Source organism: Candidatus Nitronauta litoralis (assembly GCA_015698285.1).
Classification (GTDB): domain Bacteria; phylum Nitrospinota; class Nitrospinia; order Nitrospinales; family Nitrospinaceae; genus Nitronauta; species Nitronauta litoralis.
Map to the genome: position 1 here is coordinate 1,531,075 of CP048685.1, position 13,037 is coordinate 1,544,111.

Annotated in this window: 14 protein-coding genes, 1 other RNA gene and 1 pseudogene; 7 read left to right on the top strand and 9 right to left on the bottom strand. The window is 44.5% G+C overall.

Annotated features, from left to right (window positions below; translation table 11 throughout):
- Nucleotides 1-3: 3 nt before the first annotated feature.
- The gene (locus G3M70_06880; GenBank protein ID QPJ61624.1) at nt 4-1,065 is read right to left on the bottom strand and encodes an IS481 family transposase; all 1,062 of its coding nucleotides are present in this window, start codon (nt 1,063-1,065) and stop codon (nt 4-6) included.
- 167 nt (nt 1,066-1,232) lie between these two features.
- Nucleotides 1,233-1,778 (bottom strand): hypothetical protein, encoded by a 546-nt coding sequence (locus G3M70_06885; protein QPJ61625.1) that lies wholly within the window; start codon nt 1,776-1,778, stop codon nt 1,233-1,235.
- On the opposite strand from G3M70_06885, the gene G3M70_06890 reads away from it, so the two are divergent.
- Nucleotides 1,767-2,375 carry a hypothetical protein gene (locus G3M70_06890; protein ID QPJ61626.1) on the top strand — a complete coding sequence of 203 codons (609 nt, stop codon included), beginning with the start codon at nt 1,767-1,769 and terminating at the stop codon, nt 2,373-2,375. The genes G3M70_06885 and G3M70_06890 overlap by 12 nt on opposite strands.
- 958 nt (nt 2,376-3,333) lie before the next feature.
- On the opposite strand, the gene G3M70_06895 is transcribed toward G3M70_06890, so the two are convergent.
- The 4 genes from G3M70_06895 to G3M70_06910 form a co-directional block, all read right to left on the bottom strand.
- Nucleotides 3,334-3,510 (bottom strand): class I SAM-dependent methyltransferase, encoded by a 177-nt coding sequence (locus G3M70_06895; protein ID QPJ61627.1) that lies wholly within the window; start codon nt 3,508-3,510, stop codon nt 3,334-3,336.
- A 566-nt stretch (nt 3,511-4,076) separates the two neighbouring features.
- A complete protein-coding gene (locus G3M70_06900; protein QPJ61628.1) occupies nt 4,077-4,424 on the bottom strand; it encodes a hypothetical protein in 348 nt (115 codons plus the stop codon).
- Entirely contained in the window at nt 4,421-5,143 is a 723-nt protein-coding gene (locus G3M70_06905) for a class I SAM-dependent methyltransferase (protein QPJ61629.1), read from the bottom strand. Before G3M70_06905 ends, G3M70_06900 begins: the two co-directional genes overlap by 4 nt.
- Nucleotides 5,144-5,239: 96 nt before the next feature.
- Nucleotides 5,240-5,647, bottom strand: a complete 408-nt coding sequence (locus tag G3M70_06910; protein QPJ61630.1) for a hypothetical protein — start codon at nt 5,645-5,647, stop codon at nt 5,240-5,242.
- Nucleotides 5,648-5,668: 21 nt separating this feature from the next.
- Between G3M70_06910 and G3M70_06915 the strand changes: the two genes are divergently transcribed.
- A complete protein-coding gene (locus tag G3M70_06915; protein ID QPJ61631.1) occupies nt 5,669-5,821 on the top strand; it encodes a hypothetical protein in 153 nt (50 codons plus the stop codon).
- A 108-nt stretch (nt 5,822-5,929) separates the two neighbouring features.
- Nucleotides 5,930-6,834 (top strand): annotated as a pseudogene (locus tag G3M70_06920) (IS481 family transposase).
- A gap of 491 nt (nt 6,835-7,325) precedes the next feature.
- Here the strand turns inward: G3M70_06920 and G3M70_06925 are convergent.
- Nucleotides 7,326-7,997 carry a helix-turn-helix domain-containing protein gene (locus G3M70_06925; protein QPJ61632.1) on the bottom strand — a complete coding sequence of 224 codons (672 nt, stop codon included), beginning with the start codon at nt 7,995-7,997 and terminating at the stop codon, nt 7,326-7,328.
- Nucleotides 7,998-8,160: 163 nt separating this feature from the next.
- Here G3M70_06925 and G3M70_06930 point away from each other — a divergent pair, with 163 nt between their 5' ends.
- The 3 genes from G3M70_06930 (at nt 8,161) to G3M70_06940 (ending at nt 9,820) form a co-directional block, all read left to right on the top strand.
- The gene (locus G3M70_06930) at nt 8,161-8,610 is read left to right on the top strand and encodes a hypothetical protein (protein QPJ61633.1); all 450 of its coding nucleotides are present in this window, start codon (nt 8,161-8,163) and stop codon (nt 8,608-8,610) included.
- Nucleotides 8,611-9,009: 399 nt separating this feature from the next.
- Nucleotides 9,010-9,576, top strand: a complete 567-nt coding sequence (locus G3M70_06935; protein ID QPJ61634.1) for an ankyrin repeat domain-containing protein — start codon at nt 9,010-9,012, stop codon at nt 9,574-9,576.
- Nucleotides 9,577-9,646: 70 nt separating this feature from the next.
- Nucleotides 9,647-9,820 carry a hypothetical protein gene (locus G3M70_06940; protein QPJ61635.1) on the top strand — a complete coding sequence of 58 codons (174 nt, stop codon included), beginning with the start codon at nt 9,647-9,649 and terminating at the stop codon, nt 9,818-9,820.
- A 425-nt stretch (nt 9,821-10,245) separates the two neighbouring features.
- On the opposite strand, the gene ssrA is transcribed toward G3M70_06940, so the two are convergent.
- Together ssrA and G3M70_06950 are read right to left on the bottom strand one after the other, a co-directional pair.
- Nucleotides 10,246-10,613: a transfer-messenger RNA gene (gene ssrA, locus G3M70_06945) on the bottom strand.
- Between the two features lie 151 nt (nt 10,614-10,764).
- Nucleotides 10,765-11,019, bottom strand: coding sequence for a (2Fe-2S)-binding protein (locus G3M70_06950; protein QPJ61636.1), 255 nt, complete (start codon nt 11,017-11,019; stop codon nt 10,765-10,767).
- A gap of 356 nt (nt 11,020-11,375) precedes the next feature.
- Between G3M70_06950 and lnt the strand changes: the two genes are divergently transcribed.
- Entirely contained in the window at nt 11,376-12,764 is a 1,389-nt protein-coding gene (gene lnt / locus G3M70_06955; protein ID QPJ63737.1) for an apolipoprotein N-acyltransferase, read from the top strand.
- Nucleotides 12,765-13,037 lie beyond the last annotated feature (273 nt).

Below are 13,037 nucleotides of genomic sequence, written 5' to 3' on the forward strand. Positions count from 1 at the left end.
GATTTATGCGGCTATTTTAGCTGTCTTTTTTTGTTTTTGCTCCTGTATTTTATCTGGTTTTGGAAGACCTTCCTTGAAGACGGTTTCCGGTGTCCTGCCGTTCATATTTCTGCCCTGATGAGGACGCTTGGTGTTGTAGTGGATGAAGTAGGTGTCGAGGTCCTTCTGCATTTCCTCAACGGACTCGTACCACTTCTTTCTTCCCATGATGCGGAAGTGCTCGTCAAGCAGGGTTCTGTGAAGGCGTTCAACAAAGCCGTTACTTTGCGGACGCCGAACCTTGGTGGTTCGGTGTTCTATCTGCTCTAACTGCAAAAACAGTTCGTAAGGGTGGCGGTCCTTTCGTCCACAGAACTCTCTGCCATTGTCACTCAAGATGGTCGCGATCCTGGCATCGTGAGATTCAAAGAACGGGAGTACCTCGTTGTTAAGCGTCTGGACTGCGGTGACCGGCAGCTTACTGGTGTAGAGCCGTCCGAAAGCATACCGGCTGTAGCAATCGATGACAGACTGGAGGTACACACGGCCTACGCCTTTCAAGGTCCCGACCATGAAGGTGTCGACGGCTACCAGGTCACCAGTGTGCCGGGTTTCGATATGACGTTCCCGGAACTCCGGACTGAACCGTTCTAACGCGCGTATCTGATCTTCGGTCAGATCGATCTTCTTGCCCTTGATCGATTGTTCCAGCCTTAAGAAGCGTTGATGTTTCTGTAGCAGGTTGTGCCGACTCCACACACCCCGGACACCACCCGAGGAAACGTTGATTCCGGTAAGGACCAGGTCCTGGGCCACCCGCAGGCAACCATGAGAAGGATGTTTCAGGGAATAGTCCAGAACCGCCTTCTCAATCTCCTCAGAGACCCGGTTGGGATGAGGGCTTTTAGCGCCAGGCAGACGGTCAATAAGACCCTCAGCACCATAGGTCTGGTAGTTGCGGCGTATCTCGTAGAACTGGGTGCGGGAATAGCCCATGATCTTGCACGCTTTACTGACATTGCCCAGTTCACCTGCCAGCTCTAGCATGGACAGTTTCCTTCGTGCTACCTTGTTCACGGTGGTCATTGGTTTCTCCTTGTCGAGTAGGTTCGTAAGCGTTAGACACTTACAATTTACCCAATCAAGGGCCAATGACCACTTTCTTCTCAAAAATGATCAACTGTCAGACTATTACTAGCGCTCTTCAATATGGGGAAATCCTTTAAACATAAAAAATCCATTTACTTCTATTCTTAAGGAAAAATGTCGCCATCGCTTAAAGAAAGTTTGAACATTCTATTGCTATCTGAAATAAAAAAGGCAAAACCATTTTCAATTTTGCTAAAAATATCAGTATATAATTTTCTCCTATGCCATGCTAATTTCATATTATTGTCAATTAAAAAAACTTCCGCTTCTAAAACCACCAAAATCCCATTATCTACTGCAACGATTTTACTACTACTAAATTCGGAATCTATTTCATCTCTCCCTAAAGTGAATTCCCTTAAAATTTTCATTGCGTCCAAATCAAGCCAATAAACTTTTTTCCCCCCAAAAATAATTATTTTGTCTTCCTTTAATTTCGAAAAAACACAAAATATTCGCGGACTATCTACGCATTGGTTATCATCAATACTATCTAGAAGTACAATTGAGGGTTGTCTATTTTTTGTTACTCTTAGAGTATCTAAACGTCGTCCCAATTTATCTCGAATAATTTCTTTAGAAAAAGACAAAAATGATCCGTTAAGCTCTATTCCTTGCTCCTTTCCCAAAGAAATTTCTTGAAACATCATGGTTTAATAGCCCTTCCACCAGCATTAATGATTGAATCTAAAAAAACCTTATCTCTAGTAACAAGAATTGATCCTCGTTCAAGAGCGGTTCCCCCAATTATTCCATCAGCAAAGTTTCCCGATTTTCCAGGAGCAAGTCCAGCGCGAGCATTTATTCGAGAATGCACACTATTTGGAAACCCTACTTCCTTAATTTTTAAAGCCGCCTTAGGGGTTCCCCTTATTCTTCCTTTTTTAACTAAATTTTTAATTTCTAGATCAGATATTCGTGATTTTATAATTGTTTGCCCTGATTCCACAAACTTTTTTCCATCGGAAATTACTACATTTGTGTTTAGAAGAAATTCATCTTTGGATTTGAATCTATTAAAAATTTTCCTTGCCTTGTTGGCAATAGAAACGAGTCTAGCGGCTGCGGCTGCGGCTGCGGCTGCGGCTGCGGCTGCGGCTGCGGCTGTTTGGGAAAGAATAGCCAGAGGAGCCCCAAATCCAGTTGCGGTCAAAGCAGCAGTTGTCGCCTCCAATGCAACAAAACTTAAAACCCCAATAGCTAATTCGGTTCCTGGACTTGAGAGGAAACCGGACTGTGCCGCTTGACTCGGATTGGAGATCGGGAAACCCAGACCGCCACCTAATCCATTGGACTGTCCACCGTAAATGCTGTGATAACTTTTTAAACCATAGTAAAGGAGTCTAAAGGAGTCATAAAGGTAAAGGAGTCATAAAGGAGTCAAATCTTTATTTGACTGCATTTAAATACTATTGCCACACTTGCAGGTGGCGCGCCTGGCAGGATTCGAACCTGCGACCTACGGATTAGAAGGGTTCAAGTCAGGATTTCCCTTTAGTTCCAGAATATTCCTAACGTGTTTATAAACTTAGTGTTGGCGTATGCCGGCTGTTCTCAAAAACTCCCGGAAATGATGGGAAATATTAAGGAATTCTGGGCAAGATTACACACGAATTACACCAACGGACTTTGCTTCTGCACCTTGAAAAATAAATAACTTCAAATGCAGTAAATAATATGTCTGTTTTCTTAACCAAAAAATCAAAAAAAAATCGAACTTTCAGCCTACATGGAATAAAGAACCCGATCCCTCTGAAAAAAAATATTCTTCCCCTAGAAAAGTCCATTGGAAGCAAGGGACACCCTCATTTATTTGACACAGTGCCTGTCAATGGCCAGCCACAACTAAAACCTTGCCAGACTAGGGTAAATATTCAAAAAACTTTGTTACTTTTTCATTTTGACAACTGTATTTTAGATGACCACAACTATAATAAAGTATTACGGGAGTGCTTAAAATTATTGGTATTTCTGGAAACAGAAAATCGAAATCCTTTTGACATAGAAACTGGTCGAAATCGAATACGTATACAGGAACTTCCAATTGATTGATATTTACTTTCAGCGAATCAATAATTTTAAAATCTTTAGGGCTCCATTCAGGTAAAAATATAACAAGGACATTCGATAAAGCTTTTATTCCTGGAAAAGTAATTTTGGTTGTAAATATCCAATTATTCTTTTTTGTAAAAACTTCTACAGCATTCATCTAATTTTCAATCCATTTTTAATAAATTCGCCACCTTCTTTTAAAATACGGTCTATTTCCTTTGTTGTAAAAGAGGGGCCAAATATATTCGGTTTTCTATCCAAAGGCGCACTATTTAAAATCACCTTATCAATGGACTTATCTGCAAAAGGAAGTTTATCGCCATCAGCCATGATGATATGTTGATTGTTCGGCATTTTTTTATTTTTGATATTTAAAGCATTCTCAATTGCATTTTTAGTGCTACCTGATATTTTCCCTGACTGTACCTTAGGAATGAGGTCAAATCTTTATTAGACTATATTTAAATACTATTGCCACACTTGCAGGTGGCGCGCCTGGCAGGATTCGAACCTGCGACCTACGGATTAGAAGGGTTTAAGTACGGTTTTCGCTTTAGTTCCAGATTCTTCTTAACGTGTTTATAAACTTTGTGTTGGCGTATGTTGGCTGTTCTCTAAAACTCCCGGAAATGATGGTGAATTGTATTGAATTCCAGGCACGATTACACACGAATTACACCAAAAAATAAAGCCGCTACACCCAAAAAATTAGATTAATGCAGATTTAGCCAAGAAGAGAGGCGACAAAAAAGAAAACCAGAATGCGCATCAACCAGCCCCGGCCTGTTTAAAGAAAATAACTTCCAGTAGAATAGACTATTGGGAAATAGGTACATGCTCGATTTTGACACGGAGCCTCCTAATGGGTGACCCCTTTACTTTTACACTTTTTAAAATTAGCTTATCAAAGTCAATCCTAAATCATTATGTAAAAAACCACAAAGAAACCCATTCCTATAATACAAAATCACGGGAGTGGCTCTTAAAAAGGGAATGTCTGGAAACAGGTCTTCTATTGGATTATCAATTTCTAAATTTACGAATTGATCTATATCGAACAAATAAATAGGCAGTTCTAGTTTACTAATTTGGCCCTTTATTTTAGTGATAATTTTAAAATCCTTTTGACTCCAAGTCGGTAAAATAATAACAATAACATCAGAAAGGCTTTTTACCCCGGGGAAGCTTTCATATGTGCCATAGTTCCAACCATTTTTTTTGGCGAATTCTTCTACTTTATTCATCGCTGCTGTCGTATTCCATCTAATATAAATTCTCCTCCATCCTTTAATATTCGATTTATTTCTCTTGTAGTGAAGGATGGACCAAAATGAGTTTTTCCAGCATCTAAAGGAGCACCATTTAAAATTACTTTGTCTATGGACTTATCACCAAAAGGAAGCCTATCTCCATCAGCCCTTACAATAGGTTGTCCAATGGAGCCCGGCTGTTTATCAATTCTACTCCTTACATCTAAAGCATTTAAACGGGCTTCTTCCAAAGCATTCTTAGAAGAACCGGCCCCTATTTTTCCTGGTTGAACATTAATAACGCCCTTTCCCGGAACTTCCCCTTCACCCCCTAAGTTTACTATTCTTTTTCCTCTTTTACTGGTTCTAAAACCTGCGAAAAAGCTCTTCGCCTTACTTGCCAAGGAAAGTAGTCTAGCGGTGGCGGCAGTTTGCGCAAGAACCGCAAGTGGAGAACCCACAACAGTTGTCGTCAGGATACCAGTAACCGCCTCCAATGCAACAAAACTTAAAACCCCAATAGCCAATTCAGCTCCGGGGCTTAGGATACCAGACTGAGCCGCCTGGCTCGGGTTTGCGATCGGGAAACCAAGGCTGTTACCCAATCCACTAGCCTGTCCGCCGAAGGTACTAATTGGATCCTTAAAGCCATAAGGTGTAGCTCCGGAGGCACCAACATTTATCACAGGTAAAGTGATTGAGCCAGCACTCACAGCTGAAGGTGTGCGTGGGGAACCCGCAGCGGGTGCCCGCCTTGCCCTGGACCTAAATTGCCTGACCGGAATGTGAAAACCGCTCCCCGTCCCCTTTTAGAGAATCATATGATGTATTACTCCGTTGCCGAACCCTGTGCCCGCGATTGATGGGGTTATGGCAGCCCAGAAGGGAAAGGAGAAAAATCCACTCGGGTCGGTGAATGAGAGGGGATAGTTATTGACGTAAGAGTAACGATTAAACGATTGCAGGTTGCTTGGGTCTTGCACGAATGGATCGGCAGAGAGGAAACGGCCTAACACCGGGTCTTGTACGCGCCCGTTCATGTGGATCACACTCACTTCGTCCAGATGCTCGTGCCCGGTGTAACCACGCTGCGTGGTCGCGGGGGAGGTGACACTACCGGCACCGTAGTCCACCCAATCTGTGTTGTTGCGCCTTCTGCCGTGTGCGTCGTAAGACAATTCATCTACAGCGACGCCCGCATCATCCGTGATCACCACAACAGAATCCAGATGATCCCGATGCAGGTAGAACGTGCCTACCGGCGTCGTGCTGCCGCCCACTACCTCTGTTGTCTTGTAGATCGCGATGGTGCCGCTACTTCCCGGCAGGTAATGCGTGTGGGTAAAGGTGATTTTTCAACTTTATGGAAGAAAAGCAAGAGAGATTTTTAAATTGGTTGCGTAAAAAAGATACCGTTCCTTACAACCTATATGTGTGAAATCCACGAGATCGGTTGACAGGTTTTAATAATATTAGAACTTAATCAACCGGAGGTCGTGATGACACCAGAAGAACAAGATATTCATCGTAAGCTTCGAGCCTTAGATCACGCAAAAGCAATCAGAAACGTTTCCAAAACCTGCCGCTATTTCGGGATTTCAAGAACCACTTTCTATGAATGGAGGCGGGCCTACGAGGAAAAAGGAGAGCCTGGCCTGATCAATCGAAGCCCAGGACCTTCCTATGGAAATGTGCCGCACCTATACCCGGATGAGGTTTATGAAAAAATCCTTTACCTTCGTAAGACCTATCACATGGGTCCGCAAAGAATCGCGTGGTACCTTGAACGCTATCACAAAATTCGTATCTCATCCGGTGCGGCTCCCCGGACCTTGGTTCGACACGGATTGAACCGCCTTCCCAGAAACCAAAAAAGAAAGCCCTGAAAACGGTTCGTTATGAAAAACAGGTGCCGGGTCATCACATTCAAGTCGATGTGAAGTTTCTTATATTTCCCCAACCAGACGGATCGAAGATCAAACGGTACCAATACACGGCGATTGACGATGCCACTCGAATCAGGGCTTTAAAGGTCTACAAAAAACACACGCAAAAGAATGCGATCAATTTCATCGATTATGTGATCGACAAGTTTCCCTTTCGAATCCAAACTGTCCGGACCGACAACGGGCACGAGTTCCAATCAAAATTCCACAGGCACGTAGAGGATAGAGGCATTCGCCATCATTACATCAAACCGGGTACTCCGCGCCTCAACGGTAAGGTCGAACGTTCCCACAAAACTGATAAGCAGGAGTTCTATCAGCTACTGGAATATACGGATGACGTGGACTTGAATAAAAAGCTCGAAGAATGGGAAAACTTCTACAACTGCCATAGACCTCACGGAGCGTTTAAAGGGAAAACCCCGTATGAAATCCTGAAAGAAAAAATGGCCAGTTGAAGAGCTGTGGACCCTGTGAGAAAATGCTACGCATTTTCCACAAGTCCACAGCCTGACTGTTAACCTATTTCGCGGCTCTCACAGATTGAAATAAAACCTCCCACAAAACAGACTTTCAAAATGTTTGACAGTATCTGGTTTTCCCCCTGACAATCCCCCCCCCAATGGATCGGGCGCAGGCTATGGGGTTTTGGGGGGGGTAATCCGATTTATCATGGGACTGCGTATGATTTTGAGGCGTTTGATCCTGCTCTGCCTGGTAAGACGAGTAGGTCTTTAACGTCACGGGTAGGAGTTGCCACGGCCCCTGGCCCGCATAATGCAAATGTTTTTGTTCATCTGGCGGAGAAGAAATCGGGTAATGGTCAAAGAATCCTACCCCTTTTACACCGCTCCAAAACTGTCGTAAATTTGACATTAGAATCTCGTTTTAAAGATGGGAAAGTAGCGGCTAACTTAGCGGATCAATGAAAAAAACTCATGGCGATGAATCATCGGGTTTCTCTGCCGAACCAGATGACCCGGCCTTCTATTTTAAAAGCATCCTGTGATTCTGTAGTGGCTCTGTATTTTGAATTGTCACTGATAATAGAGATTTTACCTGACGAGGGATTCAACTGAAGTCGTTTTACAAGAAGCAACTCCCCCCATTTGATTGCAAAAATTCCGCCGCCTGGCCCAACCGTAATTTCATTTTTATTAATCAGGACAATGTCATTTTCCACAAGAGTCGGCTCCATGCTGTCACCTTCCACACGCATGACAAACAGTTGCCTCACCCCGCCAAACTTTTCCAACCAGTCATTTCTGAATGCCAGTTGAAAATCCATTTCGTTTGACGCAATCAATCCGGTACCTGCACTGATCGCCCCCTTCTTTTTCTCAACCATGGAGAATTGCCCGGGAACTCCTTCCCCCTGATCGAACCCAAGAACATTGCCAGCGGAATCAGCGGAATCGTCCTGAAAGCATTCCATACCTACGCCAAGCACCTTGCACAAAGCCTGCAGATTCTTCCCGCTTGGGGAATAAGTCCCCTTTTCCCAGTTGCTGATTTGCTGAGGTGAGGCTTTGCGACCTTCACGAACCAAAGCAAGTGCCAATTCTCTCTGGTTCAAGCCCTTAAGTTTTCTAGCCTTTTTCAGCTTATGTGAAAAATTCATAAATTTTTATGTTTTTTGGTTGACAGTTTTATAATTTTACAGTTTAATCATAATTAATCAAGCTAAAAATAAATAGAAAACATTACTTTTCTGGCTGGCAGCGAAGCTCCAACTATTTGCAGTTCCTGTAATTACCAGATCAGTTTTGTGAAAAGGAGGAACCATGGATAAAAAGCAGTCATTTTTTATGATCAGTTTTATCGGAATAGCTTTATTGACTCCTCTTGCAATTAGCGGTTGTTCCGTGGGCATGGCAATGAGCGGGAAGAAAGATCCCAATCTAGGCATGGTTCGAGTGGGTTCTACACGGGGAGAGGTGGAACTGACTCTTGGTTCTCCTGTTAAGGCGGTCACCCTCAATGAGGGAAACCGCATGGATGTCTATCAATACGAGATAGGTAATGAACCCAGCTCGGGGCGGGCCATCGGGCACGGTTTAATGGATGTGCTGACGCTGGGCTTATGGGAAGTGGTAGGCACTCCCATCGAAGCCGTGCAGGGTGAGAAATATGAATTGACGATTATTTACGGGAAGGATGATCGTGTCCAAAAAGTCAATAGCCCGGACCGGGTAACGAGCCAGAATCAATCCGGAGATAAAAATGACCTGTGATTGTTTTTGGCCCTGGTTTTTTTTCTGGATGGCTTTTTCTCTTGCCGGTTGCGGATGGGTCGCACTGCTTCTCTCGGCGGGTGCCGTCCGATTCAGGGAAAAAGATGAGGACCAAAAACCTCATTCAAGATCAATTGAGTAAATTTGAACTTATTTTCAATTTCTACTCGCCGGAAAACCATTGGGAATGGGTTTTTTTGCCGGACCAGAAATCACTTTCCTTTGCGATTCCCAAAGCGTTGACCTGAAAATGAATTGAGCTTGGGGTTGAGCTACCATCTTTGATGCTAATTTTTCAGAGTATTTTTCTGCCTCAATAATGGTTCCCTTTCATAACATTTTGCCTTGTACGAGGGGCCAGTAAGATTCATAAAACCAAACTTAAAAATGTGGATAGCAATGAATGACAATAAAAAAAATTTCAAAAAAGCCTGCTATGAAGGCGATATGGCCCAAGTCAAAAAACTATTGTCTCAAGGGATTGATCTCAATGAAACTAACCAATATGGGGAAACTTTATTTTCAGAAACTGCTGAAAACCTTATGATAGATGAAGAGCCGTGGAGACACCAAGTTGTAAAATTATTGTTGGACCAGGGAGGCGATCCCAACCTTTTGGATGAGGTTCAGCAAGGCTCCCTTACTATGGCAATGCTTAGGATGGATGCTGAAATGATCGAATTGTTGTGTGAATATGGAGCCAAGCCGAATGCTTATGCCGGGTTTTTGGAGACGGTGGAGGATACCCTTTTAGACTGGGCGCTTTTTGAATATCCATATCAAATGGGTGACTACAGAATGAAATTGCCTGAGGAACCCACAGAGGATGACACAAAGGATGTGGACTCTTTGATTGGTTATTTTCAGCGAATGGCTGAAAAATATAATTTAAAAGAACCGAAACACCTTTTCGTTCTAAGAAAGTTTGGAGCAAGAACCTGGCGCGAATTAAATGAAGGTGGATAAGCAAATCTGACCCGGCTTTTGGATGTAGAAATTTCAATGCGGCAATTCTCCTCCAGAGGTGTAAAAATGAATGGTTACTACCGCACCTTATACGATAAATGGCGACCCGATGATAACATCGTGTCTGGTAATCGTTCTTGCCATCACCTGCAGTTTCATTAACCCACGCTACCTCTACTACACCTATTGCGGAGCCTTGGCCTACCTTGGGTTTGCAGGGTTGAGAACGGCATTTCCTTACTAAGTAACCTCTTTAAAAAAAGGCAATAATCCAGCTAAATTTCGCGTGCTGGCTGTCCGCAGAATGGGATTGCACAGAAGGACCCGCACCGAGGGTTAATTAACTCTTGCTTCCCAGGTTTTGGCTTCTACAGGCTTAAAATTTTAATTTTCATAAGGTCAAGATTTTGACCGTTTCATTTTCTTGGACAAGGCCTGGGCCAATTGTTCAACATCTTTGGGAGCAGGGTGCTGTGGGTTTGCCAGACCGCCAATTATTTCCCCTTGCCGCCGAAAACTCACCTCTCCATAACTGTAGAACGTCGTCAGTACCTTCTCATGGTCCCGGTTTTCATAGAAAAACCTTATCCTTCATCGGACGCAAAAAAAAGAAAAACCCCATGTTTCCATGGGGTTCCGGACTTCTCTGGATTTTATCGGATGCTAAATTGGTGGAGGCGGGGGGAATCGAACCCCCGTCCGAAAGTCGTCAACTGAAGGCGTCTACATGTTTAGTCCGCGATCTAGATCTCACCGGCACTAACTCCCACGGACAGGATTCCATGCCGGCCAGTTTCCTGAATCTCACCCCATAATCCGGAAACAGAAATTATGAGGCCAGTTCGCTGTGCTGACGTCCGCTTCCACCCCGCGAACAAAGATGGAGAAGACGGTAACTAGCTTAAGGTTTAGTTAAGCAGCTACTGCGATTTCATAATCATTGGCGATTATGGAATAGTGCCGTTTTTTAACGGGCCAACGGCATCCCGTACATGCAACCTCCGTCTCAATACTCCCGTCGAACCCTGGTCGCCCCCAAATTAATTTGGAGTGGAGAAGAGACTACTTACCTCTATATATAATATACAACATCAAAAGATAAATTTCGCTACCCAAACATTGCAACTTCCCAAGAGAATTGCTGGAAGTCTGAAGGGGTTTAACTCTATAATACGGACGCGTTTGTTATCAGGCAGAAGGGGGGGGCGGTTCTATGCTGGTGGCTTCTGTTTTTAACTCAGCCTTATAATCTTTGACCTTGGCCTCAATTTTCTCACGGCAGCGTTTGGCACCGCATTGGCCGGTGCCTACTCGAATTTGGCGTCGAAGAGCTTCAAAAGAGAGTGCTCCCTCACGCATTGCCTTCATGATGGTTCCACCTGTAATGCTTCTACAGATGCAAACCTTTTTGAAGTGATCAATGAGTCGACTTTGAGAGGTCATGAGTTTTTCCCGCCGGACTATTCCTACAAACAGGTGGCATACCACCTATCAACTGGTTTTTCAAAACTGATAATTGAGAATAAATATCAGTCGGATTTTGGACAGTAACACACCAAAAACCATTGTTTGATTTGCCCAAATCGTTTATCTACTATAACTTAAAGGCTGTGAAGTCACAACTCCAATTCGATACTCTGAAACGCCTGGCCCTCTCCGGCCTGAGCGGCCTTCTTCTGGCCCTGTCCTTTCCTAAATTCGACCTGGCCCCGCTGGCCCTGTTTGCGCTTATTCCGCTTTTTTTCGCAATCCATTCTATTTCAATGAGAAAAGCGGCTTTTTGCGGGTTTTTTGCTGGTCTGGTCTTCTACGCCACCGGCCTCAGCTGGGTCATCAACACCATGGTCAATTACGGTCATTTACCCCTGGCCGTCAGTTGGGTCATTCTCATGATAATGGTGGCCTACCTCAGCCTGTTCATCGCCCTGTTTTGCTTACTGGCCAGACTCCTGTCCCGCGAAAACCCCTTGTTCTTTTTTTTAATCACACCCGTACTGTGGACCAGCCTGGAATATTTTCGTTCAACTTACGGTGTGTTTGCCTTTTCCTGGCTTGGCCTCGGCTATTCACAATATTCCAAATTGCCCCTCATCCAGATCGCCGAGTTCACCGGCGTGTATGGAGTGACGGCACTCATCATGCTGGTCAACGCCGGATTGTTTTACATGATCCATCCGGGTATCAGCCAGCATCCCGGTTTTAAGAAACTACGCTGGCCGATCGCCGGAATCACTCTCGGGTTATTTGTGGGTTGCTGGAGCTTCGGGAACTATGCATTGAAACAGCAGCAACTTTCACCCAATGCCTCTGAGAAAATCAAAGTGGCACTCATCCAGGGCAACATCGAGCAACAAATGAAATGGGATCCGGCCCACAAAGATGAAGTGTTGCAACGATACTTCAAACTCACAGAACAGGCGGGGCAGGCCTCACCCGATTTAATTGTCTGGCCGGAAGCGGCGACGCCGTTTTACTTTGGTGCCGACGCTCCCCGGACAACCCTGTTGCAAAGTGAACTGGCTAAAACCGGAATCCCCGCACTCATCGGGAGTCCCTTCGTTACCGAAAACAAAATACCGACTCAAGGTGAGCGCCCGACTTATTCCTATTTCAACAGCGCGCTTTACTTCAATGAAGAGGGAGCGGTCGCGGGACGCTACGACAAAATTCACCTCGTTCCCTTTGGGGAGTTCGTCCCCTTTCGCAAGATTCTGTTCTTCGTCGAAAAAATGGTGGTGACCATCGGCGACTTCAGCCTGGGTGATTCCTATGACGTGTTTGATGTGAAAGGAAAAAAGTTTGGCGTGAACATCTGTTACGAAATCATCTTTCCGGATCTGGTCAGGCGACCCGTTAAGGAAGGCGCGCAGTTTTTAGTGAACATCACCAACGATGCCTGGTTTGGCAGAAGTGCCGCATCCTACCAGCACATCGCCATTGCTTCCCTGCGGGCTGTAGAAAACCGCGTGCCCATCGTCCGCGCAGCCAATACCGGAATCACAGGTGTGATTCACGCTGATGGATCCATTCACCAGGCCACCGGATTGTTTAAAGAGGAAGTGGTCGTCGATGCCATTGCTCCCCGCGCAGGACACCCTTCTTTTTATTCCACCGTTGGCGATGCTTTCGCTTTCCTCTGTATCGCCTTTACCTTTGTCGTCGGGTTCTTAGCAAGAATGAGAGCCTGATTTTAAAAACTGCGCCATCAATCCTTTGGTCAATAAGCGACTTGACCCTTTTATTAAAACTCCTTTTAATTTGGAGACTTGTTGCCCCTTGGTGTAAATCTCATTGCAGTTTTACACAAGACAATAAGAAGATCCGGGCGAATTTCCTCCAGGTCTAGTTTTACAAATCTTGTATACGCAAAAGTCGCATATTGAATTTTTAAGAACAAGGGCCTCACCATAAGTCACCGGCGTTCGATGTGTTGCGCAGAGTGAAAAACTTTGCCTTCTCAA

Excerpts from the sequence above, each read along its gene's own strand:
- G3M70_06940 (QPJ61635.1), top strand. The coding sequence starts at position 9,647 with ATGGTTACTACCGCACCTTATACGATAAATGGCGACCCGATGATAACA.
- G3M70_06900 (QPJ61628.1), bottom strand. The coding sequence starts at position 4,424 with ATGAATAAAGTAGAAGAATTCGCCAAAAAAAATGGTTGGAACTATGGC.
- G3M70_06950 (QPJ61636.1), bottom strand. The coding sequence starts at position 11,019 with ATGACCTCTCAAAGTCGACTCATTGATCACTTCAAAAAGGTTTGCATC.
- G3M70_06930 (QPJ61633.1), top strand. The coding sequence starts at position 8,161 with ATGGATAAAAAGCAGTCATTTTTTATGATCAGTTTTATCGGAATAGCT.
- G3M70_06915 (QPJ61631.1), top strand. The coding sequence starts at position 5,669 with ATGCAGGTAGAACGTGCCTACCGGCGTCGTGCTGCCGCCCACTACCTC.
- G3M70_06925 (QPJ61632.1), bottom strand. The coding sequence starts at position 7,997 with ATGAATTTTTCACATAAGCTGAAAAAGGCTAGAAAACTTAAGGGCTTG.
- G3M70_06880 (QPJ61624.1), bottom strand. The coding sequence starts at position 1,065 with ATGACCACCGTGAACAAGGTAGCACGAAGGAAACTGTCCATGCTAGAG.
- G3M70_06885 (QPJ61625.1), bottom strand. The coding sequence starts at position 1,778 with ATGATGTTTCAAGAAATTTCTTTGGGAAAGGAGCAAGGAATAGAGCTT.
- G3M70_06935 (QPJ61634.1), top strand. The coding sequence starts at position 9,010 with ATGAATGACAATAAAAAAAATTTCAAAAAAGCCTGCTATGAAGGCGAT.
- G3M70_06895 (QPJ61627.1), bottom strand. The coding sequence starts at position 3,510 with ATGGCTGATGGCGATAAACTTCCTTTTGCAGATAAGTCCATTGATAAG.